Origin of the sequence: Streptomyces viridiviolaceus (assembly GCF_014650995.1) — a bacterium.
Taxonomy (GTDB): Bacteria; Actinomycetota; Actinomycetes; order Streptomycetales; family Streptomycetaceae; genus Streptomyces; species Streptomyces viridiviolaceus.
Window position 1 is genome coordinate 294,841 of record NZ_BMWA01000005.1, and the last position, 24,816, is coordinate 319,656.

Here is a 24,816-nt window from a genome sequence, read left to right on the forward strand (position 1 = left end):
GCCCTCGTCCGGCACCCGGCCCGGGTCAGGTGCGGGCCGGTCCCCGCCGTCCCACCCGACGCACCAGCGGCCACGCCAGCAGCAGCACGATCACCGCGTACACCGTCACCGCGAACGGCGTGTTCACCAGGCCCGTGACACTGCCGTCGCTGATCTGCAGGGCGCGGCGCAGTTGTTGCTCGGCGTTCGGGCCGAGGATGACGCCGATCACGGCGGGCAGGATCGGCAGGCCGTAGCGGCGCATGCCGAAGCCGACCAGGCCGATGATCAGCAGGGTCACCAGGTCCACGACCTCGCCGCCGACCGCGTAGGCGCCGACCGCCGCGAAGAACATGATCCCCGCGTACAGGTACGGCCGCGGGATGCGCAGCAGCTTGGCCCAGACCGGCGCCAGCGGCAGGTTGAGCGCGAGCAGCAGCACCATGCCGACGAAGAGGGAGGCGATCAGGCCCCACACCAGCTCGGGTTCGCGTTCGAAGAGGAGCGGGCCGGGCTGGATGCCGTACTGCTGGAACGCGGCCAGCATGACCGCGGCGACCGCCGTGGTCGGCAGGCCCAGGGTCAGCATCGACACCAGCGTGCCCGCCGCCGAGGCCGACGCCGCCGACTCCGGGCCGGCCACGCCCTCGATGGCGCCCTTGCCCCACTCGTCCTTGTGCTTGGACAGGCGCTTCTCCGTGACGTAGGAGAGGAAGGTGGGGATCTCCGCGCCGCCCGCCGGTATCGCGCCGAACGGGAAGCCGATGAACGGGCCGCGCAGCCACGACTTCCAGGTACGGCGGACGTCCCCGCGGCCGAGCCACGGGCGGCCCACCGGGATCGGCTCGGCCGGCCTGCGCCGAAGATGGGCCGCCACCCACAGCGCCTCGCCGATCGCGAACAGACCGACCGCGACGATCACCACGTCGACACCGTCGGCGAGTTGGAGGGAGCCGAACGTCAGGCGCTGCTGGCCGGTCATCTGGTCCAGGCCCACCAGGCCGATCGTCAGGCCGATCAGCAGGGAGGCCAGACCTCTGATGCGCGAGGAGCCCAGCACCGACGTCACGGCGATGAACGCCAGCACCATGATGGCGAAGTAGTCCGGAGCGCCGATGTCCACCGCCAGGTCCGCGACCGTCGGCGCGAGCGCCACCAGCAGCACCGTGCCGACCATGCCGCCCGCGAAGTGGCCGATGGCGGCCGCCGCGAGCGCCTGGGCGCCGCGCCCCGACCTGGCCATCGGGTTGCCCTCCATCGCCGCGACGACGGCGGCGCTCTCGCCGGGCGTGTTGAGCAGGATCGAGGTGGTCGAGCCGCCGAACATGGCGCCGTAGTAGATGCCGGCGAACATGATGAACGCCGCGACCGGATCGAGCCCGTACGTCACGGGCAGCAGGAGCGCGACCGCCATCGCGGGGCCGATGCCGGGCAGCACACCGATGGCCGTGCCGAGCAGGACGCCGAGGGCGGCCCAGAGGAGGTTGAGCGGGGTGAGGGCCGTACCGAAGCCGTCCAGAAGGGAGTTGAGGGCGTTCACGTCACAGCACTCCCATCAGCGGACCGCCGGGCAGCGGCACTCCGAGCAGCTTGTCGAAGACGACGTAGGTGACCAGGGACAGCGCCGCGGCGATGAGCGGATCGCGGTCGAGGCGGCGGCTGCCGAGCGCGAAGGCGGCTCCCCAGAAGAGAAGGGCGCCCGCGGCGGGGAACCCGAGGGGTTCGATGAGCACGGACGTGCCCAGGAAGATCCCGGCGAGCAGCAGGACCGTGCGCCAGTCCGCCGGTTCGGACAGGTCGACGTCCTCGCCGCCCTCGGCCTGTCCCCGGCCCCCGCGCAGGACGTCGACGGCGAGCAGGGCGGCGATGACGAGCAGCCCGGTGCCGACCACGACGGGCACGGTCTTCGGGCCGACGGGTCCGCGCTGGGCGATGTCGACGTCCATGGTGAGCGCGTCGGTCAGGACGAGCACGCCGAGCACCAGCAGCAGGACGCACACGCCGAGTTCGGAGTGTTCGCGCAGCCACGAGCGGCGCTCGGCCGTCCGGGCCGAAGAGGGTTCCGTACGCGTCGTCACAGTCCCAGCTCCTTCAGCACGGACACCACACGCTTGTCCTGGGCGTCCAGGAACGCGCCGAACTTCTCGCCGCTGAGGAAGGCGTCGTCCCAGCCGTTCTGCTCCAGGGACTTCTTCCACTCGGGGGAGTCGTGCAGCTCCTCGATGAGACGGGTCAGCTTGCTGCGCTCGGCGTCGGACAGGCCGGGCGGGGCGACGATGCCGCGCCAGTTGGTGAAGTTCACGTCGTAGCCGGACTCCTTCAGCGTGGGGGCGTCCTTCAGCTCGTCGACGCGCTCCGGGCCGGTCACCGCCAGCACCCGCAGTTCGCCCGCCTTGATCTGGTCCAGGTACTCGCCGACGCCGGAGACGCCGAAGGCGACCTTGTTGCCGAGGATCGAGGCGAGCAGCTCACCGCCGCCGTCGAAGGGGATGTAGTTGACCGCCTTGGGGGAGATCCCGGCGGCCCGCGCCATCAGCATCGGCGCGAGATGGTCCGGCCCGCCGGGCGACGAGCCGCCGCCCACGGGAAGCTTGCCCGGGTTCTTCTTCCAGGCGGCGATCAGCTCGTCGATGGTCCGGTACGGGGAGTCCTTGGCGACCACGACGACGTCCTGCTCCTCGGTGAGCCGGGCGATCGGCGTGGTGTCGGCCAGGGTCTTCGGCGCGTGGTTGGAGCGGACGGCGCCCACGACACCGAGGCCCATCGACATCGCGAGCCGGCCGTTGCCGTGCTCGCTCACCAGCCGGCTCAGGCCGACGGTTCCGCCGGCGCCGGGCAGGTTGAACACCTCGATGCCGTGCGTGAGCCCGGCGTCCTCGGCGTTCTTCGCGGCCGTGCGGGCGGTGATGTCGTAGCCGCCGCCGGGCGTGTTGGGGACCATGAAGCGCAGGCCCGGGATCTGGGTGCCGGTCTCGGTGCCGCTGCCCGTGGAGAGCAGCGGCGGTCCCGCGAGCACGAGCACGGCGGCCCCGAGCAGGGCCAGGGGGGTGCGCAGGCGCACGGATGTCACCACCTGTCGGTTGTGTCGAGCGGTAAGGGGAGCCCTGTGGGGGAGGGTGAGGTGGGCCACATGGTGCCCGTGCGCCCGCGGTCTGTCTGCCTTGCGGAACCAAGGGAGGTTGTGGTCATTGCGGTCGCCAATTCCCACCGCGCGGCCCGCATCCCTTTCCTTCGCCGCAGGTGGGCGCCATGATGGCGACTCGCACACGCGCGGGACCCGCACACCCGCGGTACCGCACACCTGCGGGACCTGCACACGCGCGGGAGCCGCGCACCTGCGGGACCTGCACACGCGCGGGAGCCGCGCACCTGCGAGACCCGCACACGCGCGAGACCCGCGCACCCGCACGCGTCGTGCTGGCGCACCCGCCGTGCCGGCGGACCCGCCGTGCCGGCGGACCCGCCGTGCCGGCGGACCCGCCGTGCCGGCGGACCTGCCGTACCCGCGCCTCCCCGTCCCCCGCCCCCGTCAGCCGAGATCGAGTCCGCCGTGGCCCCCACCTTCCGCCGTCAGACCCTCGCGGGCGAGATGCTGGTCCTCCAGCTCGCCATCGTCGTGGTCGTGCTGCTCGCGGTCGCCGCCGTCTCGCTCGCCCAGTCCAGGGCGACCTTCAACCGGGTCGAGGGCCGCCGCGTCGGAGCGCTGGCCGAACAACTGGCCGCCACGCCTCTGGTACGCAGCCAGCTGCTGCGTCCCGAGCCGCAGGAGGCCCTCGCTCCGCTGGTGAACTCCACGCAGACGCAGTCCGGGGTCACCTCCGTCACGGTGGCCGACGCCGACGGCCGGATCGTCAGTTCCACCGACCCCACCGCGATCGGCGGCCGGCTGCCCCTCGGTGCGGGCGCCGCCGAGGGACGCGGCTGGTCGGGGGCGCTGACGCTGCACGGCAGCCGTGAACTCGTCGCCCAGGTCCCCGTACTCGGAGCCACCCGCGAGAACCTCGGCAGGCACCTGGGCACGGTGATGGTCGGCGAAGCCGATCCGACGGTGTGGCAGCGTCTGAGCGGCGCCTCCTCCTACCTCCTCGCCTACCTCGGCATCGCCAGCGGTCTCGGCGTGGCCGGCTCCTGGCTGCTCGCCCGGCGCGTGAAGCGGCAGACCCTCGGTCTGGAGCCGCGCGAGATCGCCGGTCTCGCCGAGCACCGGGAGGCGATGCTGTACGGCATCGCCGAGGGCGTGGTCGCCCTCGATCCGGGGGCCCGGATCACCTTGGTCAACGAGGTGGGCCGGCGCCTGCTCGACCTGCCCGAGGACTGCGTGGGACAGAGCCTGGACGGCCTCGGCATCGACGGCCGACTGCGGGACGTCCTGGCCGGGACCGGGGCGGACGCGGCCGGCCGCCGCGACGAGGTGGTCGTCCGCCGCGGCCGGGTCCTGGTGATGAACCGCATGACCGTCACCAAGGACGGCCGCCCGCTCGGCTCGGTCACCACCCTGCGCGACCGCACCGAACTGGCCCGTCTGGAGCGGGAGATCGGCGCCTTCCGCAGCACCTCCGAGCTGCTGCGCGCCCAGGCCCACGAGTTCGCCAACCAGCTGCACACCATCTCGGGGCTCATCGAGATCGGCGAGCAGGACGAGGTGGTGCGCTACATCCGGGCCCTCAACCAGCGGCGCCAGTCCCTGGACGTCACCCTCAGCCGCCGGGTCCGCGACACGGCCGTGGCCGCCCTTCTGACGGCGAAGTCCTCCCTCGCGGCCGAACGGAAGGTCTCCCTGCGCGTCTCCGACCGCACCGCCCTGGACCGGCTGGCTCCCGCGGACGCCGCCGACGTGGCGACCGTGGTGGGCAACCTCGTCGACAACGCCGTGGACGCCGCCGCGGCGCACGGCGCCGGCCAGGAGGCCTGGGTCGAGGTCGAGCTCAGGCAGGACGCCTCCAGCGTGGAGATCGTGGTCCGCGACTCCGGGCCGGGAGTTGCGCCCGAACTGGCCCGCGAGGTCTTCTCCCACGGCTTCACCACCAAGGCCGCCCGGCAGGGCGAGCGCGGCATCGGCCTGGCGCTCACCCGGCTGGTCTGCGAACGTCACGGCGGTGAGATCTCGGTGACCAACACCCCCGAGGGGGCCGTGTTCACCGCACGCATGACCGTCAGCCACCTCACCGACGCGGTGGCGGAAGGAGCAGCATCATGACCGGTACGGGCGCCCTGTCCGGCACGGCCGGAGCGATCGACGTGATCGACACGACCGACGTGATCGACGTCCTGGTGGTCGACGACGACTTCATGGTGGCCCGGGTCCACCGTGCCTTCGTCGAACGCGTCGAGCCCTTCCGGGTCGTCGGGGTCGCCGGCACCGGTGAGCAGGCCGTCGCCGCCGTCGACGAACTCCGCCCCGACCTGGTCCTGCTGGACCTGTACCTGCCGGACCTCTTCGGCCTGGACGTCATCCCGCGGCTGCGTGCCGCCGGGCACGACTGCGACGTCATGGTGATCAGCGCGGCCCGGGAGGCGGACACGGTGCGCGGCGCCGTCCGGCAGGGCGTCGTCGACTATCTGCTCAAACCGTTCGAGTTCGACGACCTGCGGGTCCGGCTGGAGCGCTACGCCGCCCAGCGGGGCCGTCTGCTGGGCGCGGTCGTGCGCAGCCAGGCAGACGTCGACCGCGTGCTGGCCGGGGCGACGGCGCCGCCCGCCCCGGTGCCCGGGCTGCCCAAGGGCATGAGCGTGGAGACCGCCGAGCTGGTCGAACGCGCTCTCCGTGACGCCGACGGCACCCTGTCGGCGAGCGAGTGCGCGGCTCTCACCGGCGTCTCCCGGGTCAGCGCCCGCCGCTACCTGGAGTACTTCCACACCGTCGGCAGCGCGGAGGTCTCCCTGCGCTACGGGGTGGCGGGCAGGCCCGAACGCCGCTACCGCTTCCGCGGCCGTCCCACGGGCCTGGGACCGGCCGGCGGGGCGCCGGGCGAGGGCGCGGCGCCGTCACGGGACCTGCCGCAGCCCGGGGGCGTGCGCGGACGCCGAGGACATGGACGCACCGGCTGACCCGCCCGGTCGCGTGCCGGGCGGCTCACCGGGCCGCCCGGGGAACCGCCGGCGGCCGGCCTGCGCGGTCACCGTCCGGGCGCTCCCGCCCGCAGGCCGTCCATGACGAGGTCCAGCAGCCGGGTGGCGCGCGGTTGCCAGTCACCGCGGGGATCGATCTGCCAGAGACCGGCGATGGCGAGGAAGAAGTCGTCGGCGCTCACCCCGGGGCGGATGGTGCCGGCCTCCTCGTTCGCCCGCAGGAGCAGGTCGGCCGCCGTCGTCACGGGGGCGTTGCCCGGTCTCGCGGGACTGCCCGGACCGCTGGTGGCCTGGCGGATGGCGTCCGCCAGGCCGGCCTTGGCCATGGCGAAACGGGCGAAGCGGTCCATCCACTCGCGCAGGGCCTGCTCGGGCGGGTGGGCCGCGAGCAACGTGGCCGCACTGTCGGCGACCTGCTGCATCTCGTAGCGGTAGATCTCCAGGACGAGCGCCTCACGACTGGGGAAGTTACGGTAGAACGTGCCCTGGCCGACGCCCGCTTTCTTGGCGATCGTGCTCAACGGGGCGTCCGCGCAGCGCGTCAGCTCTGCCGTGGCCACCTGCAGGATGCGCTCGCGGTTGCGCTGTGCGTCCGAGCGCAGGGGTGCGTCCCTCTTCGGCTGCGGCACTCGTCCTCCCTCCGGGGTCATGGCCGAATCCCGTCCTTGCTAACCGGACAGCTGTCCGTTACGTTTCCATGGAACGGACAGCTGTCCGGTTGTGTTCACACCATAGCGGCGGACGCGCCCCGCGAGGAGCGTCCGGTCGCCCCCGACCACGGCCGACTCCCCCCACGTCCGACACGTCGTCCCGACACGTTCCCGACGCGAAACGCCGAACACAGCGCCATCACCTTGTCTCCTGACGCAAAAGAAGGCTGATCATGGCCCCAGCTTCCTCGTCGACGCACAGTGCCGTCACCCTGAACATCAACGGCGAGAAGTACCCGCTCTCCGTCGACCACCGCACCACCCTGCTCGACGCCCTGCGCGAGCGCCTCGACCTGACCGGCACCAAGAAGGGCTGCGACCAGGGGCAGTGCGGCGCCTGCACCGTCCTGATCGACGGACGCCGAGCCGTCTCCTGCCTGCACCTCGCGGTGGCCGCCGAGGGGCGTGAGATCACCACCATCGAGGGCATGGCCGAGGGCGACCGGCTGCACCCGGTGCAGCAGGCGTTCCTCGACCTCGACGGCTACCAGTGCGGCTACTGCACGCCGGGCCAGATCTGCTCGGCCGTCGCCGTCATCGAGGAACACGCGGCGGGCTGGCCGAGCGCCGTCACCGACGACGTACGGCCCGAGGCCGGACCGCCCCCGCTGACCGCCGACGAGATCCGCGAGCGGATGAGCGGCAACCTGTGCCGCTGCGGCGCCTACGTCTCCATCGTCCAGGCGGTCGCCCGCGCCGCCGAGGCCCACGAGGAGACCGCGAAGGAGGCGTCGGCATGAGGGAGTTCGACTACCGGCGCGCCCCCGACGTGGCGGGCGCCGTGGCGCTGCTCGCCGCCGACCCCGACGCGCGCTTCCTCGGCGGCGGCACCAACCTCGTCGACCTGATGAAGACCGGCGTCGAACGCCCCGCGCTGCTCGTCGACGTCCGCGAACTCCCGCTGGACCGGATCGAGTCGACCGACGACGGCGGCCTGCGCATCGGCGCCACCGTCACCAACAGCGACCTCGCCGCCCACCCCGAAGTCCGCCGCCGCTACCCGGCGCTCACCCAGGCGGTGCTGGCCGGCGCCTCCGGACAGCTCCGCAACATGGCCACCGTCGGCGGCAACCTGCTCCAGCGCACCCGCTGCGGATACTTCACCGACGTGGCCGGGCCCTGCAACAAGCGTGTCCCCGGCAGCGGTTGCCCCGCCGTCGAGGGCGAGCACCACAACCACGCCGTCCTGGGCGCCTCCGACCACTGCGTGGCCGTGCACCCCTCCGACATGGGCGTGGCCCTGACGGCCTTCGACGCCGTCGTCTCCTACGAAACGGCCGACGGACCCGGCGCGTTGCCGCTCGCCGACCTCTACCTGCCCGTCGGCGACACCCCGCACCGCGAGACCGCCCTGCCCTCCGGCGCCCTGATCACCGGCGTCACCCTCCCGCCCGCTCCGGTCGCCGCCCGCTCCCGCTACCGCAAGGTGCGCGAACGCGCCTCGTACGCCTTCGCGATCGGCTCGGTGGCCGCCGCGCTCGACGTGCGGGACGGCGTCGTGCGCGACGCACGGCTGGCACTCGGCGCGGTCGCCTCCCGGCCGTGGCGGGCCCGGGCCGCCGAAGCCGTGCTGAGCGGCGCACCCGCCGTGGGCGACACCTTCGCCGCCGCCGCGGACGCCGAACTGGCCGCCGCCAGGCCGCTGCCCGACAACGGATACAAGGTGACCCTCATGCGCAACCTCGTGGTGGCCGTGCTGACCGAACTCGCCGAGGAGGCCGCCCGATGACCACCGCCACGACCGGCCGTACGACGGTACGGGGCGCCGTCGGCACGGCACACACCCGCATCGAGGGCCGCGACAAGGTCACCGGAGCCGCCCGCTACGCCGGGGAGGTCCCCTTCGCCGACCTGGCGCACGGCTGGCTGGTGCTGTCCACCGTCACCCGCGGACGCGTCCGCTCGGTCGAGACCGGCCCCGTCCTGGACATGCCGGGCGTGCTCACCGTCCTGCACCACGGCAACGCCCCGCGGCTGACCACCGACTACGTCGGCATGCTGGGCCTCCCGGACCCGACCGCCGCCGTCTTCCAGCACGACCGGGTCCCGCACTCGGGCTGGCCGGTGGCGCTGGTCGTCGCCGAGACGCCCGAGCAGGCCAGGGAAGCCGCCGAAGCACTCGTCGTGATCTACGAGCGGGAGCCGCACGACACCGCGTTCGTCGCCACCCACCCGGACGCCTACGCCGCCGACGGATTCATGCCCGCGGTGACCGAGAAGGGCGACCTGGAGGCCGAACTCGCCGCCTCGGCCCACGTCGTGGACGCCGAGTACACCACCCCCGAAGAGCACCACGCCATGATGGAGCCGCACGCGGCGACCGCCCGGTGGGACGGCGGCCGGCTCGAGGTCATCGACTCCAACCAGGGCGCCACCTGGGTCCGTGGCGAGCTCGCGAAGCTGTTCTCGCTCGACGAGTCCGCGGTACGGGTCCGGTCCGAGCACGTCGGCGGCGGCTTCGGCAGCAAGGGAGTCCGCGCCCACCAGGTGTCCGCCGTGATGGCCGCGACCACGCTGCAGCGCCCCGTGCGCGTCGTGCTGACCCGCCGCCAGATGTTCTCCCTCACCGGCTACCGCAGCCCCACCTCCCAGCGGGTCAGGCTCGGCGCCGACGCCGACGGCCGGCTGCGCGCCCTGGAGCACCGCTCGCTGAACCAGACGTCCACCGTGTACGAGTTCGTCGAGCCGAGCGCCGGCGTGGCCAGGGTGATGTACGACGCCGACGCCCACCGCACCGCCAACCACGTCGTACGGCTCGACGTGCCGTCACCGACCTGGATGCGCGCCCCGGGTGAGGCACCCGGGTCGTTCGCACTGGAGGCGGCGCTCGACGAACTCGCCGAGCGGTGCGGCGTCGACCCGATCGAACTGCGGCTGCGTAACGAGCCCGAGGCGGGCCCGGTGTCCGGCCTGCCGTTCGGCAGCCGCAACCTCGCCGCCTGCTTCCGGGAGGGCGCCCGCCGGTTCGGCTGGGCGGACCGCGACCCCCGCCCCGGGCTGCGCCGCGACGGGCGCTGGCTGCTCGGCACCGGCACGGCGGCGGCCTCCTTCGGCGCCGGGGCCGGGCCGTCCACGGCGCTGGTCACCGCGGAGGCGGACGGCGGGTTCACCGTGCGGATCGCCGCCGCCGACATCGGCACCGGCGCCCGTACCGCCCTCACCCTGGTCGCCGCCGACGCCCTCGAGGTCACGCCCGAGCGGGTCCGGGTGCGGATCGGCGACAGCGACTTCGGGCCGGCGATGATCGCCGGCGGCTCGATGGGCACCCGTTCCTGGGCATGGGCGGTCACGGCCGCGGCCCGGGAGCTGCGTGAACGGCTCGCCCTGGGCACGAGCATCCCGCCGGAGGGCATCACCGTACGGTCCGACACCACCGAGGCCCTCGGCGCCCTCACGCAGAAGGAACGGCACGCCTACGGGGCGCAGTTCGCCGAGGTCGCCGTGGACACCGCCACCGGCGAGGTGCGGGTGCGCCGCATGCTCGGCATCTTCGCGGCCGGCAAGATCGTCAACCCGCTCACCGCCCGCAGCCAGCTCGTCGGCGGCATGACCTGGGGCATCTCCATGGCCCTGCACGAGGAGGCGGTCCGGGACCGCAACACCGGCGGCCACTACGGCCCCGACCTCGCGGGCTACCACGTCGCCACCCACGCCGACGTGCCCCGCGTCGAGGCCGACTGGGTGGACGACCCCGACCCGGACGACCCGGTCGGCATCAAGGGCGTCGGGGAGATCGGCATCGTGGGCGCCGCGGCGGCGATCGCCAACGCCGTCTGGCACGCGACCGGGGCCCGCCACCGCAGCCTGCCCATCCGGCCCGACCGCGTCCTGGCGGCGGCCACGGGAGCACCCGATGCTTGACATCGCGGACGAGCTGAACCGCTGGATCGAGCAGGGCCGGGACTTCGCCGTCGCCACCGTCGTCTCCGTCGGCGGCAGCGCACCGCGCGGGCCCGGCGCCGCGCTCGCCGTCGACCGCGAGGGCACCGCGATCGGCTCCGTGTCCGGCGGCTGCGTGGAGTCGGCGGTGTACGAGCTGTGCGAGCGGGCCCTCAGGGACGGCGAGACGGTGCGCGAACGGTTCGGCTACAGCGACGAGGACGCCTTCGCGGTCGGCCTGACCTGCGGAGGGGTCATCGACGTGATGGTCACGCCGGTCGCCGCCGACACACCCTTACGCGCGGTGCTCGGGGCGGCGGTGTCGGCGTTCGCGCGGCAGGAGCCGGCGGCCCTCGCCCGGGTGGTGCGGGGTCCGGCGGAGCTCCTCGGGCGGGCCCTGCTCGTAGGGCCCGACGGCTCGGCCCGGGGTGGCCTCGGCGGCCACCGGGAGCTGGACCGCACGGCGACCGCGGAGGCCCGGGCCCTGCTCGAGGCCGGACGCACCGGCACGATCGCGCTGTCGGAGGACGGGTCGCACTGCCCCGGTGGTGTCACCCTGCTCGTCGAGTCGAGCGTGCCGCCGCCCCGCATGATCGTCTTCGGCGCGGTCGACTTCGCGGCGGCGCTGGTGCGGGCCGGCAAGTTCCTCGGCCACCACGTGACCGTGTGTGACGCCCGGCCCGTCTTCGCCACCCCGGCCCGCTTCCCCGACGCGGACGAGGTCGTGGTCGACTGGCCGCACCGCTATCTGCGGAGCACCCCCACCGACGGGCGCACGGTGCTGTGCGTGCTCACCCACGACGCCAAGTTCGACGTACCGCTGCTCACGGAGGCCCTGCGCATGCCCGTCGCGTTCGTCGGCGCCATGGGCTCCCGCCGCACCCACGAGGACCGCGCCCGCCGGCTGCGCGAAGCCGGCGTGAGCGAGCGGGAACTGGCCCGGCTGCGCTCACCCATCGGCCTGGACCTCGGTGCCCGCACGCCCGAGGAGACCGCCCTGTCCATCGCGGCGGAGATCGTCGCCGCCCGGCGCGGCGGCACCGGCGTGCCGCTGACCGGCGGGGCGGCACCGATCCACCGGGACGGCGGGCAGCGGGGCGCGCCGGCCGCGGCGTGATCGCGCACGGCAACCGCCGTCGCGGCAGCGGCGAGACACCGCCCAGCCGGACGGCGCACTCCGGCAGCAGGGCGTGCACGAACGCCTGCGGAAGGTTGCCGCGCAGCTGCCGCTGACGCACGTCGTACTCCTCGGCGAACAACCCGGGCGGCCCGCACGCCGCCCGGGTCCGTTCGAACCGGCGGGCAGTTGTCCGGGGCCGAGGGCGTGCCCGCTCAGCCCCGCTTCTCGGGTCCGTCCGTCCCGGCCACTGCGTGTTCGGAGAGCGGGCCCACCGCCAGGCCGGTGGCGTGGCAGTGGGCGACGAGGTGCGGCAGGGCGCCGAGGGCGGCTCGCCAGCTGTCCGGGGCCGACGCGTGGTCGGTGTCGTGCAGGAGGATCGTGCCGCCGCCGCGCAGGTCCGCCGCGACGGTCGCCCGCACCGAGTCGGGCGTGGCGTCCCGCCGCCAGTCCTCGCCCCACGCCGTCCACAGGACCGGCCGCAGTCCGGCCCGCCGGGCCGCTGCCCAGCGTCCGGAGGTGAGGATGCCGTAGGGCGGGCGGTACCAGTGCGGACGGTTCCGGCCGGCGGCCTCGCCCACCGCGTGGACGGCGCGGCGCAGCTCGCGTGCGTCGCGCCCGGGCGACGGCCGCCAGGGACGCTCGTGCGTCCAGCCGTGGACGGCGAGTTCGTGGCCCCGGAGCGCCACCTCACGGGCCAGCGCCGGGTGGCGTACGACCCTCTCGCCCAGGAGGAAGAAGGTCGCCCGCACACCGAGTCCGTCGAGAGCGTCGAGGAAGTGCGGGGTGGACGCCGGATCGGGGCCGTCGTCGAAGGTGAGCGCGACGTGGTCGGGTCTGCCCTGCCCGGCCAGACCCGGGAACCATCGCCGGCGCAGACCCGGCAGCCAGGTCGCGGCCGGACCGATGTGGGCCAGCGCGACGACGACCGGCACCACGGCGTACGCCGCCCGCCCGGCCCGCGACCGATCACCCATCCGCTGTGCCTCCTCGCCGCCGGAACACGACCGCCGGATCACGGGCCATCCGCGATCACGATGCCCCGATCGCCAACCGTCCCCGAACGCCATCCATCCCCGATCGTTCCCCGGACCACGGCCGGTCCCCGCCAACCATCCCCGTTGGTGACCAGAGTCCACCGTTCCCCGCTCAGGGGGCCCTCTCGCGATTCGCCCGCCCCAAGCCCTCGCTCAGCGCCCCTCGCCCCCCAGCTCAGCACCAACGCGACCCGCCCATTCTCACCCCCAGCCCACCCTCCGCCCCTCACACCCCGCCGTTCACGACTCCTGCCGCTCGGGTTTGCGTACGCCGGACCCCGGGCCGTCGCGTGCCTGGGCGGTGTCCCACGCGCCGTGGACCGACGGCGCGCGGGCCAGTCCGACGCTGCCGAGGCCGATCAGGGCCACGCCGATCAGCTCGGGCAGCACCCGCACACCGAGGGCGATCTGCTCGCCGAACAGGGCCGAGCCGAGCGCGACGCTGGTCAGCGCGTCCCCGAGCGTGAGCGCCGGTTGCGAGGCCGCGAGGGTCCCGGCCCGCAACGCGCTCTGCAGCAGCAGGAAACTGATCACGCCGACGACCGCCGTGGCGTACGGCGGCCACTGCGTCAGCACCGCACCCACCCCTTGGGGAAGCCGCCCCGTGACCTCCTTGAGCAACGCCGCCGTCCCACCGAACGCCACCGCGGACGCCAATCCGAACAGCGCGGCGCGGGGCGAGCCGTGCACCAGACGGCCGACCACCACCAGAGCGGCCACCACGCCGAACAGCGCCACACCCGCCCACGCCCAGCGGTCCGGGGCCGCGGTGGCGTGCCCGGCCGAGGGGGCCGCGGCACTGAGGAACCCGGCCAGCCCCACGGCCAGGGCCACGAACGCGAGCCAGGTCCGAGGGTCGGGACGCCGGTGGAACACCAGGCTGCCCACCACCAGGGTGAACAGCAGTTCGGTCGCCATCAGCGGCTGGACCACGGCCAGACTCCCCACGGCCAGGGCCGCAGCCTGCAGCACCGTGGTGACGGCGAGGAGCGCCGCGCCCCCCACCCAGTACCGGTCGCGCACCAGACGCAGCATCGAGCGCAGCACCGAGGGGGCGCCGCCGTGGCTCGCGTCCTGCGCCGCGGCCCGCCGCTGCAGCACCGACGCCGCGGCGTTCGACAGCGCCGCGAACAGAGCGAGGACGACGGTGAGGACACTCACCGTCGCGCGCTCCCGCTCATCCGAACCGCGCCGCCAACCACCGGTACAGCCCCGGAGCCGCGCCACGGACCCGGCACGGCAACCGCAGCCAGCCGGGCACGTACACCTCGTCCCGGCCCCGGACCACCGCTCTGCGGACCGCGTCGGCCACGCGCTCGGGCGGCACCGGCCGCGGACGCGACCGCCGGTAGGGAGCACCGCGGTGCTCGAAGAAGGGCGTGTCGACCACCCCGGGCACCACATGGGTGACGCCGACGCCGGTGCCCCGCAGCTCGTAGCGCAGCGCGTCCGCGAAGGCGCCGAGGGCGGCCTTCGCGGCGGAGTAGACGGCCTCGTCGCGCACCCCGACACAGCCCGCCAGCGACCCGATGAGCACGATGCGCCCCGACCCGGCCTCCACCATGCCCGGCAGCACCGCCCGCACCAGTCGCATCGTGGCCAGCACATCGGTGTCCAGCAGCTCGTCGATGGTGTGCGGAGGCATGTCGAGGAACTCCCCGGCCCAGCCGATCCCGGCCCCGGCCACCAGCAGATCCACCGGACCCGCCGCGGCGAGGGTGTAGTCGGCGAGCTGCCGGTCGGCGCCGGGCAGCGTGAGGTCCATGGCGAAGGCGGTGGCCGACGTGTCCTCGGCGACCCTGCGCAGCCGCGCCGGGTCACGTCCGCTGAGCACCAGCCGCCAGGCGCCCTCGGCACTCAGCCTTCGGGCGACGGCCGCGCCGATGCCGGAGGAGGCCCCGGTCACCAGGGCCGTGCGGGTCCGTGTCACCCCGCCGCGGGGCCGCTGCCGGGGCTTGGCCCGGTCCACGTCGGGTGCGGCGACCGGCGGGCCGGGCGCGGGCCGGGTGCGGGAGAACGCATGGACCATGGGGGACCACCTTGGCTGCGGGGCGGACGCCACGAGAGCGGCCGACCGGGGGGTCGGGGCTCCGCCCGTCCGACAGGACCGGCGGTCAAGGAGTATCCCGGGCCACGCCACCCGAAACGCCCCGGTGTGCAGCGGTTTGGGGCGGGCGGGGAGGGCAACCTGCACAGCCGTGCATCCTCGCAGCTCATCCACGCCCCGCCGACCGGCGGCCGCGCGCCCCCGGCAGGACGCCCGACGCCTGCTGGTCGTCAGCGCGAGCATGGGCGCCGGTCACGACACGGTCGCCGCCGAAGTGGTCCGCCGGGCCCGGGAACGCGGAGACGACGCCCTGGTCGTCGACGTCCTGGCGCTGCTCCCGTACGGCCTGGGCAGCGCACTGCGGCACTTCTACCGCGGCTCGGTCCGGTACGCACCCTGGATCTACGCCACCGTGTACCGCCTCTTCCTGCGCCCCGGCCCCGGTCGGCGCCCCAGCGGCACCCCGCTGGCCCGGCTCGCCGGCCGCCGCCTCAGAGAGCTGGCCGAGCGCACGGACGCGGACGTGGTGGTCCCCGTCTTCCACCTCGGCGCCCAGCTGACCGGTCACCTCCGCGCACGCGGACTGCTGCCCGTGCCCAGCGTCGTCCTCGTGATCGACTTCGCCGTCCACCGGCAGTGGCTTCACCCCGGCAACGACCACTGCCTGTGCCTCACCGACGACGCCGCGCGCGAGGTGCGGGAGAGCACCGGCGGGTCCGCCGAGGCGTGCGGTCCGGTGGTGGCTCCGGAGTTCTTCGCCGACGCTCCCGGTGCGGCGGGCTGGCGGCGGCTCTTCGACCGCGCGGGCCCCGGGCGGCCCCCCGTCGTGCTGTCCGCCGGGGCGTGGGGAGTCGCCGCGCACCCGGCCGCCACCGTCCGGCTGCTCGCGGACCACGGCTTCCTGCCGGTCGTGCTGTGCGGCGGCAACGAACGGCTGCGCCGCGCCCTGTCCGGCTCATCCGGCGTGCTCGCGCTGGGCTGGGTGACCGACATGCCCGGTCTGCTGCACGCGGCCCGCGCCCTGGTCGACAACGCCGCCGGACAGACCGCCGTACAGGCCCTCGCCGCCGGCCTGCCCGTCGTGGGGCACCGCCCCCTGCCCGGGCACGGCGCCGACGGCGTCCGGCGGATGGCCGCGCTCGGGGTGTCGGAGGTCGCCGCCGACGACGCCGCCCTGCTCGCGGCCCTGCGGCGGCTCACGGCACCCGGCCCGGCCAGGCGGGAGCGGATCGCCGCCGGGCACGCGCTGTTCCGGGAGGACGCCGTTGCCCGGGTGACGGACCTGGCCGCGGCCGCGCGCGCACGCGGGTGAGGAACAGGCCCGTTTTCCCGGCCCGCCGACGGGCACCCGGTGCGGGCTCGGGAACCGGCGGAAGGAGGCGCGGCGTGACGCTCGACGAGTTCCTGGCCCAGGTTCGTGACCGCGGGGAGTACCACAGCCGGGACGAGTCAGAACAGGTCAGCACGGCCGTGCTCTGGGTACTCGCGTCCCGGATCGACCCCGAGGAGGCCGCCGGCCTGGCCGAACGGCTGCCGGCTCCATTGGACGACGCGCTGCGCCTGGAGCGGGGGCGCCCCGAGTCCTTCGGCCGCGAGGAGTTCCTGCGCCGCGTGGCCCAGCAGACCGGTGCCCGGCCGCGGACGGCGGAGTGGGACGCGGGCGCGGTGCTCTCCACCGTCGCCGACGCGGTCCCCGACGGACAGCTCGACCACCTCCTGGCCCAGCTGCCGGCGGACTGCGCGGAACTCTTCGGCAGACCGGCACCGGAATGACGGCCCGCCCCGCCCCCGTCCCCGGACGGGGGCGTATGGAGACAGCCCGACCAGGGCACCCGGGACCGGTCGGACCGGCAGCCCGAGGAGGAACCCCATGACGGACGGTGAGCGGCGCTACGACGACGGGGACGAGACGCCCCTCGCGGGGTATGCCGCGCTGGCGACGGCATTCGCCGTGGGCGTCGGACTGTTCACCGCGGTGGCGCGGCGCCGCGGGCTGCCGTTGCCCGACGCCGTACCGCCCTGGGACGTGGCCCTGCTGGGGACGGCGACGTTCAAGGCGTCACGGCTGCTGTCCAAGGACAAGGTCACCAGCTTCTTGCGGGCGCCGTTCACCCGCCGCGAGCGGGACAGCGAGGCGGGCGAGGTGATGGACGCGCCCCGCGGGGACGGTCTGCGTCGTGCCGTCGGCGATCTGGTGACCTGCCCGTTCTGCACCTCGGCCTGGGTCGGCGGCGCGCTCGTCGGCACCTACGCCTGCGCGCCCCGCGCGGCCCGGCTGCTCTCCGCGGGACTGAGCGCCGTCACCCTGTCGGACTGGCTGCAGTACGCGTGGAGCCTGACCGAGCAGAAGGCCGAGGGCTGAAGGCGATGCGGGCGGCGGCCGGCGCCGGCGAGGGCACGGGGGCGACCGGGACGACCGGGCAAGGACACCCGGAGCTGGCCGTCTTCGTCGGTCTGCAGGCGACGGGGAAGTCCACGTTCTACCGGCAGCGCCTCGCAGAGGGCCACGTCCTGGTGAGCAAGGACCTCTTCCCGCGCGGCGCCCGCAACAAGCAGGCCCGGCAGATGCGGCTGGTCGAGGAAGCCCTCGGCGCAGGCCGTTCGGTGGCGGTCGACAACACCAACCCCTCTCCCGAGGAATGGGGCCCGCTGGTCGCGGCCGCCCATGCCCACGGAGCCCGCGTCGTCGCCTACTGGTTCGCTCCCGACATCGGGGGATCCCTGCGGCGCAACGCCACCCGGACCGCGCGCGAACGCGTCCCGGACGTCGGTGTCCACGCCACGCTGAAACGGCTGCGCCGCCCTTCGCGGGCCGACGGCTTCGACGCCGTGTTCGACGTCCGGTTCGACGGCCGTGGCGGCTTCGACGTACGCGCGACCCCGGCACCGGTCGGCTGACCCGGCCGGGCACCGACGCGGGCGGCCGGCGTCCGGATCAGACCTCCGTCTCCACGGCGCGCGTCGAGGGCAGCAGCTCCCGGATGTCCGCCGGCAGCGCCCCCGCGACCTTCGTCATCTGCTCGGGAGAGACGACGGCGTCCAGCACGTTCAGCACCACGGCCGAGCGCTGGAGCGCGGCCTCCTCGTCGATCCCGGCCCGCCAGGCCACCCGGCCCGCGAACGCGGTCAGCCCGAAGCGCTCGGCACCCGACGGCTGCCCGTGCCCCTCCGGTTCCGCGTCCGCCATCGGCCGGATCTCCCCGGCCAGTTCGTGCGGCAGCTGGGCGACCAGATGCCCGGCCAGCCCCTCGGGAAGCCGTTCGGCGAGGGTCCGCAGCACGGCCGTCACCGTGGCCTCGGCCTCCTCACGGCCGACCGCATGGCTCTGCTCCTGGACCGTCCGGACCAGATCGGCGTACTTCATGAGCCCTCACTCCCTTCGCCGGAGCACCCGCTCCTCGGGTTTCCCGGGGGAGGACGGTGACACCGCGGGGCGCCGGCCGAACGGCAGGGGGAAGCGGTCAGGCGTGCGCGGCGCGTTCGGCGTGCAGCTTCTTGACGCGGGCCGCCTCCTTGCGGACGTCGGCCTGCACGGCCTGCTCCCGCTCCAGCCACTCGGGACGCTCGTCCTTCAGCGCCTCGATCTGCTCCGTGGTCAGCGGCTGCGTGACCCCGCCCCGGTGCAGGCCCGCGATGGAGACACCCAGCTTCGCCGCCACCACCGGCCGCGGGTGCGGTCCGTCGCGCCGCAGGTCGCGCAGCCACTGGGGCGGGTCGGACTGCAGCGCGTTCAGCTCGGCGCGCGAGACGACGCCCTCCCGGAACTCGGCGGGCGTGGCCTCGAGGTACACACCCAGCTTCTTCGCCGCGGTCGCGGGCTTCATGGTCTGGGTGCTCTGGTGCGACGTCATGGCTCCAGGGTATCGAGCATGTGCGCGACCTCCGACCACGCCGGGTGACCGGGACCGCCGCCGGGGACCGGCCACCGCCGCCCCTGGCCACGCCGGGTAACCTGGCCGGGTGACAGGCTCGGAAGAACCCCCCTCGTTCCGGCTCGCGTACGTCCCGGGGGTGACGCCCGACAAATGGGTGCGCATCTGGAACGAGCGGCTGCCGGACGTCCCGGTGTCCCTGACCCAGGTGTCCGCCGCCGAGGCGGGCGGCGTACTGCTGGACGGCGGCGCCGACGCCGGACTGGTGCGGCTGCCGGTCGACCGGACCGTCCTCAGCGCGATCCCCCTTTACACCGAGACCACGGTCGTGGTCGTCCCCAAGGACCACCTCGTCACCGCGGTCGACGAGGTGGCCGTCGAGGACCTCTCCGACGAGATCGTGCTGCACCCCCTCGACGACGTCCTCGGCTGGGAGCGGCTGCCGGGCCGGCCCGCCCTCGAGCGCCCCGCCACCACGGCGGACGCCGTGGAACTGGTCGCGGCCGGAGTGGGGGTGCTGGTCGTACCGCTGTCGCTGGCCCGGCTGCACCACCGCAAGGACCTCACGTACCGGACGGTCACGGACGCCCCGGGGTCGGGCGTGGCGCTGTCCTGGCCGGAGGAGGCGCACACGGACCTGGTGGAGGACTTCATCGGGATCGTCCGGGGGAGGACCGTCAACAGCACCCGGGGCCGGCGGCCGGCCCCGGCGGAGTCGAAGGCCGAGCGCACCGGCACCGCCGCCGCGCGGCGGGGGGCGGCGGCCAGGAAACCGGCCGGTGGGGGCGCGCGGCGCGGCTCGAACAACCCCAAGGGCGGCAGGCGCGGCAAACCCCGCCGCCGATGACGTGACCTGGCCCGGCCGGGTGGTTCAGCGGACCGTCGGACTCGGCGTCGGAGAACCGGTCTCGACGTCCAGTCCGGGCGGCTCGGTCAGGGTGAGAACCGGCTCCCCCGGCTGCGGCGCGGGCGGGGTGAGCTGCGCCTTCGGCAGGCTGGGCGGGGCCGACTGCTGGAGGTTGACCTGGTCGAAGTTGACCAGTCCGGTCTTCTCCAGGACCGTGATGTGGTCCAGCACGGTGTCGTTGGCCTGATCGGCCAGCTGCCGCACCAGGGCGTTCTTGGTGTTGGCGCGGATCTTGGCGACGACGGGGAAGATCTGCCCGTGGGTGATCCGCATGATGTTCACCGCGGTGGTGTCGAACTGCTTGCCCGTGGTCCCGTCGGCGGTCGACACGAACTGCTGCTGCTGCGGTGACGCCAGGTTGGGCAGCGTGATGCCCAGCTCGGGCGCGATCCTCCGGCAGGTCGCGTCGAGCCGGGCATGCCCGACGACCAGGTGCTCGCCGGCCTCCTTCATCTCCGGTGTCGTGCCCCGTTCCATGGCCATCAGCCCGAGCGGGTGCTCCCACAGCCCGGCGGCGCGGACCTTCACCACGAAGTCCCGGTCCGCCTCGGTGAGTGGTCCGTACCGTGTGTCGGCGATGACGCGGTCCTGACCACCGGCCGTGTTCTGCACCCCGAGCATGGTGGGGTAGGCCAACGCGGTGAGGGTGAGGACCAGGGCACCGCCCACGAAGGCGGTCCCTGCCGTGGTGCGCGTGATGCGCATCGTGCCTCCAGGGGCGAAGACAGGCTCGGTGAGCGGGCTCGGACACCAGGAGATACGGATCCGAGCGGCGAACCGATCACCGTCCCGGGCAAAACCTGCCGGTGTTCCGCGCCGCGGCCGTGCGGTCCAGGCCGCCGGGGCCTGCGGCGCGCCGGTGGCCCGGCCGCTCGCCGGATACGACGGCCCGGGCGTTCCCGCGGTGACGGCCGCAGCCGGCAGGAGGGTCCGCCGGGAGAGGGGCGCTGCCATGTGCCCCTCGTTACTAGGGGTCCTCGTGAGGCCTGTTCTGTTCGACATATCGATCGACGTTCGAGAATGTCGCCCAGGAGATGGGCAAGGGGCACAGGAGCGTCCACGGCACCGACGAGTACGGTCAGGAGGGCCGCGCCGAGCCGGTCAGCCAGTCGTACGCCGCCCGCGCCGTGAACTCCCGCTGGCCGCCGCGCAGCAGCAGGCCCGCGGTGGCGAACTCCGCGGCGTCGGCCTGTGCGGCGACGTAGGGAATCGCGATGCAGCGCATCCCGGCGGCGTGCGCCGCGGCGGCACCGGGGACGGCGTCCTCCAGGACCACGCAGTCGGCGGGGGCCGCCCCGAGCCTGCGGGCGGCCTCCAGGAAGACGTCGGGGGCCGGCTTGCCCCGCGCGACCTCGTCGGCCGAGACGAGGGTGCCCAGATACGCGTCCAGCCCGGTGCAGGAAAGGATCGCCTCGATGGCCTCGGGCGACGACCCCGAGGCCACGGCCATCGGTACGCCCTCGCCGGCCAGCAACTCGACGAACTTCCGCATCTCGGGGTACGCGCGCGTGGAGGTGCGGGCCAGTTCCAGGTAGCGGCGGTTCTTGGCGGCGACCAACTCCTCCACCGGGGCCCGCAGGCCGTACCGCCGCTTCCAGTCGGAGACCGTCTCCTGCGTGCTGATACCGACGTACCCCTCGTGGTCGGCCCAGGTGAAGTCCGGGACGCCGTACTCGGCGAGGGTTCGGCGGCCCGCTTCGTAGTAGTTCGGCTCGCTGTCCACCAGGGTGCCGTCGAGGTCGAAGATGACCGAGATGCCGTCGAGAGTGTTCATGGGGCAAGGATGTCAGGGCTCATTTCCTCGCCGTCCGCCCGATCGACTCCACCAGGGGCAGCAGCCGGTGCGCCACCCGCTCGCGCAGGGCCACCTCCGTGCGGGTGCGGACCACGCCCGGCAGGCTGATCAGCTTCTGGATCACGTCCTCCAGGTGTGCGTTGTCGCGCGCCACGACCCGGGTCAGCAGGTCCCCGCCGCCCGTGATGGAGAAGGCCTCGACGATCTCCGGTACGGCCGCGAGCGCGTCGCCGACCTCGTCCAGATGGCCCTGGGTGACCTCGATGTGCACGAAGGCCAGCACCGGGTGGCCGAGCGCGGCGGGGGAGAGGGCCGGTCCGGTGCCGGTGATCACACCGTCCCGCTCCAGGCGGTCCAGGCGGGCCTGAAGCGTTCCGCGGGCCACGCCGAGGATGCGGGCGTACTCGCGCACGCTGGTGCGCGGCTGGTCCAGCAGCAGTCGCAGGATGCGGGTGTCGAGCTCGTCCACGGCCATGGGGCTCGGTCTCCTCGTCGGCCATTGGCTCTTCGGTGGCCGTAGGGAAGCCGAGATCACTGTACCAATGGCACACTCCGCGAGGCAGCAGTTGAGCCACTGGCGGGAGAGATGTTGATATGGATGCGTCGATGGCGCTGCGGATCCCGCGGCGCCTTTTTCATGCCGATGAGTCTGCAGGCGACGACCGGTTCGCGAAGGGGGCGGTAATCAGTGCTGAAGAGGGTGTTCGCGGCTCCGGATCCGGGGCGTACGCGACTGCGTTTCGCCGCCCGGGCCGTTCTCGGCATCGGGCTGGCCGTCCTCGTCTGCGGCCTGGCCGGACACTCCCTCGTGGGCGCGGTCACCGGCGGGCTCGCCGCGCTGCTCGCCCTGTTCACCGTCACCGACGCGACCGTGCGCGGGCAGGCGGTCACCACCGCGCTGCTGCCGGCCGTCGGGCTGCCCGTGCTCACCGCCGCCGCCGTCCTGCACGACCATCCGGTGGCGCGCGACCTCACCTTCCTCGCCGTGGTCGGCACGGGCGTCTACGCCCGCCGCTGGGGCCCGCGCGGACACAGCCTCGGTGTGTTCGCCTTCATGACCTTCTTCGTGGCGCAGTTCCTGCACGCCACCACCGACCGGCTGCCCGAGCTGTACGCCGCCGTCCTGCTCTCCGTGGCCGCCGCCGCGACGGTCCGTTTCGGACTCTGGTGCTACGAGCGCCGCCTGCCCGCTGCCGCCGTGCCCGCCCCGCCCGGCGGTACCGGCCTCGCCCGCATCACCACCCGCCAGGCCGTCCAGGCCACCGCGGGGGCCGGCTTCGCCCTCGTCGTGGGCCATCTGGTGTCGGGGGACCGCTGGTACTGGGCCGTCGGTGCCACCTGGTGGGTCTTCGTCAACACCACCTCGCGCGGCGAGACCCTCGTCCGCGGCTTCAGGCGGGTCCTCGGCACGGTCATCGGCATCGGCCTCGGCCTGCTGATCGCCGTCCCCTTGGACGGGGCGGTGGTGCCCACGGTCGTGCTCGCCGCCGCCAGTGTCTTCGGCATCTTCTACACGGCCGCGGTGTCCTACACCTGGATGATGCTCAGCGTGACGCTGCTCGCCGAACTTCTCTACGGGCTCCTTGGCGTCCTCACCCCGGGCCTGCTCGCCGTGCGGCTCGCCGAGACCGGCGTCGGAGCGCTCGGCGCCGCCCTCGCGGTGCTGCTCGTCCTGCCGGTCACCACGCACGCCGTCACCGACGCCTGGATCCAGCGCGCCCTGCGCTGCGTCCACGCCTGCACCGCCGAGGCCGCCGCCCGCCTCGCCGGAACCGAGGGCGCCGACCCGGCGCCCCGCGTGGCCGAACTGGAACAGCTGCTCGGCCGGGTGCGGCTGTCCGTCGCCCCGCTGGTGCACCCGCTCAACCCGATGTACGGCCGCAAGCGCCGCGCCCGCCGCGTGCTCGCGCTCCTCGACGACTGCGCCCGGGAGATCCGCGGCCTGGTCGCCGTCGCCGCCGACCCGGAGGCCTCGCACGACGCCCGGCTGGCCGCCGCCTGCTGGCGGGTGGAGGCCGCCGTCGAGGCCCTCACCGGCGGCGGGGCCGTCCCCGCCCACGCGGAGCGGCCGCACGCCGTCGAGCCCGCGCTGGTCCACCTCCACGGTCTGGAGCGCGCCCTGGCCGAACTGGCCGCACCCCTGCGGGCCCCGTCACGCTCGCCCCTGGTCGGGGCCTGATCCGACCGGCGCGCCTCCGACTTGGTCTAGACCTTGCGTGATCGACTGCTACCGTCGGCCCGGGCGGGACGGGCCGGCCGGCAGGACGAGGCGCGCGAGGAGAGGGGCCAGCGGTGGCAGACGACGGCAGGCGGCGGCGGGCGTACATCGGATCGTTCACGGCGGCGGGAGGCCCGGGGATCGTCACCGCGGCCGTCGCCGCGGACACCGGCGCGCTGACGGCCCTGAGCAGCGTGGACGGCGTGCCCGACCCGTCCTACCTGGCCCTGGCACCCGACGGCGGCATGCTCTACGCGGTCAGCGAGATCTCCGAGGGCGCGGTGGCCGCCTACCGCGTGACCGGCGACAAGCCGGAGCGGACCGGGCCCCCGGTGGCCGTCGACGGCGACGGACCGACGCACCTGAGCCTGTTCGCCGGGCACCTCCTGACCGCCAACTACGGCTCCGGCAGCGTCACCGCCGTCCCCCTCCGCAGCGACGGCACCCTCGCCGGGGCCCCGTCCGGCGTGCTCCGCCACACCGGCTCGGGCCCGCACGCACCGCGCCAGCTGGCACCGCACGCCCACCAGGTGCAGCCCGACCCGAGCGGACGGTGGGCGGTGAGCGTGGACCTCGGCACCGACTCGGTGCGCGTCTGCACCCTGAGGGACGGCGCCCCGGCCGTGCACCGGGAGGTCGCGCTGCGCCCCGGCACCGGTCCGCGGCACCTGGCCTTCCACCCGGACGGCTCCCGCGCCTACGTCGTCGGCGAGCTCGCGCCCACCGTCACCGTCTGCCGCTGGGACGCCGCCGACGGCCTGCTGACACCCCTCAGTGAGACGCCTGTGCTCCCGCAGGCCCCGGCCGGCGACGCCTATCCGTCGGGCATCGTCGTCTCGCCCGACGGCCGCTTCGTGTGGACCGCGACCCGCGGCGAGGACGTCCTGTCCGCGTTCGCCGTCGAGCCGGACGGACTGCGGCTGACGGGGACGGTGCCCTGCGGCGGGCACTGGCCGCGGGCGATCGCCGAGTCGGACGGCTTCCTGTACGCGGCGAACGAGCGCTCCGGAGACGTCACCTGGTTCGCGGTCGACCCCCGGACCGGAGTCCCGCGCCGCGCCGGCTCCCTCGCCGTGCCGGCGGCGTCCTGTGTGGTCTTCGGCTGACGGAAGGACGGGTGCCCAGGCCGCCCGGCCCCGGTCCCGCACGTGGGTACGGCGAAGGGCCCGCTCCCGTACGGCAGGAG

Annotated in this window: 25 protein-coding genes; 13 read left to right on the forward strand and 12 right to left on the reverse strand. The window is 74.4% G+C overall.

Annotated elements, in window-relative coordinates:
* Positions 1 to 25 precede the first annotated feature (25 nt).
* From IE260_RS09105 to IE260_RS09115, 3 genes are read right to left on the reverse strand one after another with little or no spacing between them, the layout of a single operon-like run.
* Positions 26 to 1,519 carry a tripartite tricarboxylate transporter permease gene (locus IE260_RS09105; RefSeq protein WP_189869976.1) on the reverse strand — a complete coding sequence of 498 codons (1,494 nt, stop codon included), beginning with the start codon at positions 1,517 to 1,519 and terminating at the stop codon, positions 26 to 28.
* Between the two features lies 1 nt (position 1,520).
* Positions 1,521 to 2,057, reverse strand: coding sequence for a tripartite tricarboxylate transporter TctB family protein (locus IE260_RS09110; protein ID WP_189869977.1), 537 nt, complete (start codon positions 2,055 to 2,057; stop codon positions 1,521 to 1,523).
* The gene (locus IE260_RS09115; protein WP_189869978.1) at positions 2,054 to 3,040 is read right to left on the reverse strand and encodes a Bug family tripartite tricarboxylate transporter substrate binding protein; all 987 of its coding nucleotides are present in this window, start codon (positions 3,038 to 3,040) and stop codon (positions 2,054 to 2,056) included. Before IE260_RS09115 ends, IE260_RS09110 begins: the two co-directional genes overlap by 4 nt.
* 489 nt (positions 3,041 to 3,529) lie before the next feature.
* Here IE260_RS09115 and IE260_RS09120 point away from each other — a divergent pair, with 489 nt between their 5' ends.
* Both IE260_RS09120 and IE260_RS09125 read left to right on the forward strand, forming a co-directional pair.
* Positions 3,530 to 5,176: a sensor histidine kinase gene (locus tag IE260_RS09120; protein ID WP_189869979.1), complete on the forward strand. Its 1,647-nt coding sequence runs from the start codon at positions 3,530 to 3,532 to the stop codon at positions 5,174 to 5,176.
* Positions 5,173 to 6,027: a response regulator gene (locus tag IE260_RS09125; protein ID WP_229880571.1), complete on the forward strand. Its 855-nt coding sequence runs from the start codon at positions 5,173 to 5,175 to the stop codon at positions 6,025 to 6,027. The genes IE260_RS09120 and IE260_RS09125 overlap by 4 nt, the downstream gene beginning before the upstream one ends.
* Positions 6,028 to 6,095: 68 nt before the next feature.
* Here the strand turns inward: IE260_RS09125 and IE260_RS09130 are convergent, their stop codons facing one another.
* Positions 6,096 to 6,677: a TetR/AcrR family transcriptional regulator gene (locus IE260_RS09130; protein WP_229880574.1), complete on the reverse strand. Its 582-nt coding sequence runs from the start codon at positions 6,675 to 6,677 to the stop codon at positions 6,096 to 6,098.
* A 254-nt stretch (positions 6,678 to 6,931) separates the two neighbouring features.
* On the opposite strand from IE260_RS09130, the gene IE260_RS09135 reads away from it, so the two are divergent.
* From IE260_RS09135 to IE260_RS09150, 4 genes are read left to right on the forward strand one after another with little or no spacing between them, the layout of a single operon-like run.
* Complete coding sequence (locus tag IE260_RS09135) at positions 6,932 to 7,498, forward strand: (2Fe-2S)-binding protein (protein WP_189869981.1); 567 nt, start codon at positions 6,932 to 6,934, stop codon at positions 7,496 to 7,498.
* Positions 7,495 to 8,487 carry an FAD binding domain-containing protein gene (locus IE260_RS09140; protein ID WP_189869982.1) on the forward strand — a complete coding sequence of 331 codons (993 nt, stop codon included), beginning with the start codon at positions 7,495 to 7,497 and terminating at the stop codon, positions 8,485 to 8,487. Before IE260_RS09135 ends, IE260_RS09140 begins: the two co-directional genes overlap by 4 nt.
* Positions 8,484 to 10,619: a xanthine dehydrogenase family protein molybdopterin-binding subunit gene (locus IE260_RS09145; RefSeq protein ID WP_189869983.1), complete on the forward strand. Its 2,136-nt coding sequence runs from the start codon at positions 8,484 to 8,486 to the stop codon at positions 10,617 to 10,619. The genes IE260_RS09140 and IE260_RS09145 overlap by 4 nt, the downstream gene beginning before the upstream one ends.
* Positions 10,612 to 11,754, forward strand: a complete 1,143-nt coding sequence (locus IE260_RS09150; protein ID WP_189869984.1) for an XdhC family protein — start codon at positions 10,612 to 10,614, stop codon at positions 11,752 to 11,754. Before IE260_RS09145 ends, IE260_RS09150 begins: the two co-directional genes overlap by 8 nt.
* Positions 11,755 to 11,969: 215 nt before the next feature.
* Here the strand turns inward: IE260_RS09150 and IE260_RS09155 are convergent, their stop codons facing one another.
* From IE260_RS09155 to IE260_RS09165, 3 genes are all read right to left on the reverse strand, one after another.
* Positions 11,970 to 12,731 (reverse strand): polysaccharide deacetylase family protein, encoded by a 762-nt coding sequence (locus tag IE260_RS09155; RefSeq protein WP_189869985.1) that lies wholly within the window; start codon positions 12,729 to 12,731, stop codon positions 11,970 to 11,972.
* 300 nt (positions 12,732 to 13,031) lie between these two features.
* Complete coding sequence (locus tag IE260_RS09160; RefSeq protein WP_189869986.1) at positions 13,032 to 13,952, reverse strand: DMT family transporter; 921 nt, start codon at positions 13,950 to 13,952, stop codon at positions 13,032 to 13,034.
* 16 nt (positions 13,953 to 13,968) lie between these two features.
* Complete coding sequence (locus IE260_RS09165) at positions 13,969 to 14,820, reverse strand: SDR family NAD(P)-dependent oxidoreductase (protein ID WP_189869987.1); 852 nt, start codon at positions 14,818 to 14,820, stop codon at positions 13,969 to 13,971.
* A 169-nt stretch (positions 14,821 to 14,989) separates the two neighbouring features.
* Between IE260_RS09165 and IE260_RS09170 the strand changes: the two genes are divergently transcribed.
* The 4 genes from IE260_RS09170 to IE260_RS09185 all read left to right on the forward strand — a co-directional run bounded on the left by IE260_RS09170 (position 14,990) and on the right by IE260_RS09185 (position 17,736).
* Positions 14,990 to 16,150: an MGDG synthase family glycosyltransferase gene (locus tag IE260_RS09170; RefSeq protein ID WP_417847133.1), complete on the forward strand. Its 1,161-nt coding sequence runs from the start codon at positions 14,990 to 14,992 to the stop codon at positions 16,148 to 16,150.
* Between the two features lie 74 nt (positions 16,151 to 16,224).
* Entirely contained in the window at positions 16,225 to 16,611 is a 387-nt protein-coding gene (locus IE260_RS09175) for a DUF2267 domain-containing protein (RefSeq protein ID WP_189869988.1), read from the forward strand.
* Between the two features lie 97 nt (positions 16,612 to 16,708).
* On the forward strand, positions 16,709 to 17,200 hold the full coding sequence (locus IE260_RS09180) for a DUF1360 domain-containing protein (protein ID WP_189869989.1): 492 nt from the start codon (positions 16,709 to 16,711) through the stop codon (positions 17,198 to 17,200).
* Between the two features lie 5 nt (positions 17,201 to 17,205).
* Positions 17,206 to 17,736, forward strand: coding sequence for an ATP-binding protein (locus IE260_RS09185; protein ID WP_189870057.1), 531 nt, complete (start codon positions 17,206 to 17,208; stop codon positions 17,734 to 17,736).
* Between the two features lie 37 nt (positions 17,737 to 17,773).
* Here the strand turns inward: IE260_RS09185 and IE260_RS09190 are convergent, their stop codons facing one another.
* The gene (locus IE260_RS09190) at positions 17,774 to 18,202 is read right to left on the reverse strand and encodes a DUF2267 domain-containing protein (protein WP_189869990.1); all 429 of its coding nucleotides are present in this window, start codon (positions 18,200 to 18,202) and stop codon (positions 17,774 to 17,776) included.
* Positions 18,203 to 18,299: 97 nt separating this feature from the next.
* A complete protein-coding gene (locus IE260_RS09195; protein ID WP_189869991.1) occupies positions 18,300 to 18,689 on the reverse strand; it encodes a DUF5997 family protein in 390 nt (129 codons plus the stop codon).
* 109 nt (positions 18,690 to 18,798) lie between these two features.
* On the opposite strand from IE260_RS09195, the gene IE260_RS09200 reads away from it, so the two are divergent.
* Positions 18,799 to 19,557 carry a LysR substrate-binding domain-containing protein gene (locus tag IE260_RS09200; RefSeq protein WP_189869992.1) on the forward strand — a complete coding sequence of 253 codons (759 nt, stop codon included), beginning with the start codon at positions 18,799 to 18,801 and terminating at the stop codon, positions 19,555 to 19,557.
* 24 nt (positions 19,558 to 19,581) lie between these two features.
* On the opposite strand, the gene IE260_RS09205 is transcribed toward IE260_RS09200, so the two are convergent.
* From IE260_RS09205 to IE260_RS09215, 3 genes are all read right to left on the reverse strand, one after another.
* Entirely contained in the window at positions 19,582 to 20,322 is a 741-nt protein-coding gene (locus IE260_RS09205; protein WP_189869993.1) for a DUF4142 domain-containing protein, read from the reverse strand.
* A 373-nt stretch (positions 20,323 to 20,695) separates the two neighbouring features.
* Complete coding sequence (locus IE260_RS09210; protein ID WP_189869994.1) at positions 20,696 to 21,391, reverse strand: HAD family hydrolase; 696 nt, start codon at positions 21,389 to 21,391, stop codon at positions 20,696 to 20,698.
* A 19-nt stretch (positions 21,392 to 21,410) separates the two neighbouring features.
* Positions 21,411 to 21,887 carry an Lrp/AsnC family transcriptional regulator gene (locus tag IE260_RS09215; protein ID WP_189869995.1) on the reverse strand — a complete coding sequence of 159 codons (477 nt, stop codon included), beginning with the start codon at positions 21,885 to 21,887 and terminating at the stop codon, positions 21,411 to 21,413.
* A 213-nt stretch (positions 21,888 to 22,100) separates the two neighbouring features.
* Here IE260_RS09215 and IE260_RS09220 point away from each other — a divergent pair, with 213 nt between their 5' ends.
* Positions 22,101 to 23,591 carry an FUSC family protein gene (locus tag IE260_RS09220; RefSeq protein ID WP_189869996.1) on the forward strand — a complete coding sequence of 497 codons (1,491 nt, stop codon included), beginning with the start codon at positions 22,101 to 22,103 and terminating at the stop codon, positions 23,589 to 23,591.
* Between the two features lie 113 nt (positions 23,592 to 23,704).
* Positions 23,705 to 24,736 (forward strand): lactonase family protein, encoded by a 1,032-nt coding sequence (locus IE260_RS09225; RefSeq protein ID WP_189869997.1) that lies wholly within the window; start codon positions 23,705 to 23,707, stop codon positions 24,734 to 24,736.
* Positions 24,737 to 24,816: the final 80 nt, after the last annotated feature.

Coding starts and splice junctions, on each gene's coding strand:
- IE260_RS09180 (WP_189869989.1), top strand. CDS start 16,709: ATGACGGACGGTGAGCGGCGCTACGACGACGGGGACGAGACGCCCCTC.
- IE260_RS09165 (WP_189869987.1), bottom strand. CDS start 14,820: ATGGTCCATGCGTTCTCCCGCACCCGGCCCGCGCCCGGCCCGCCGGTC.
- IE260_RS09125 (WP_229880571.1), top strand. CDS start 5,173: ATGACCGGTACGGGCGCCCTGTCCGGCACGGCCGGAGCGATCGACGTG.
- IE260_RS09195 (WP_189869991.1), bottom strand. CDS start 18,689: ATGACGTCGCACCAGAGCACCCAGACCATGAAGCCCGCGACCGCGGCG.
- IE260_RS09215 (WP_189869995.1), bottom strand. CDS start 21,887: ATGGCCGTGGACGAGCTCGACACCCGCATCCTGCGACTGCTGCTGGAC.
- IE260_RS09155 (WP_189869985.1), bottom strand. CDS start 12,731: ATGGGTGATCGGTCGCGGGCCGGGCGGGCGGCGTACGCCGTGGTGCCG.
- IE260_RS09185 (WP_189870057.1), top strand. CDS start 17,206: ATGCGGGCGGCGGCCGGCGCCGGCGAGGGCACGGGGGCGACCGGGACG.
- IE260_RS09135 (WP_189869981.1), top strand. CDS start 6,932: ATGGCCCCAGCTTCCTCGTCGACGCACAGTGCCGTCACCCTGAACATC.
- IE260_RS09145 (WP_189869983.1), top strand. CDS start 8,484: ATGACCACCGCCACGACCGGCCGTACGACGGTACGGGGCGCCGTCGGC.
- IE260_RS09140 (WP_189869982.1), top strand. CDS start 7,495: ATGAGGGAGTTCGACTACCGGCGCGCCCCCGACGTGGCGGGCGCCGTG.
- IE260_RS09205 (WP_189869993.1), bottom strand. CDS start 20,322: ATGCGCATCACGCGCACCACGGCAGGGACCGCCTTCGTGGGCGGTGCC.
- IE260_RS09190 (WP_189869990.1), bottom strand. CDS start 18,202: ATGAAGTACGCCGATCTGGTCCGGACGGTCCAGGAGCAGAGCCATGCG.
- IE260_RS09150 (WP_189869984.1), top strand. CDS start 10,612: ATGCTTGACATCGCGGACGAGCTGAACCGCTGGATCGAGCAGGGCCGG.
- IE260_RS09210 (WP_189869994.1), bottom strand. CDS start 21,391: ATGAACACTCTCGACGGCATCTCGGTCATCTTCGACCTCGACGGCACC.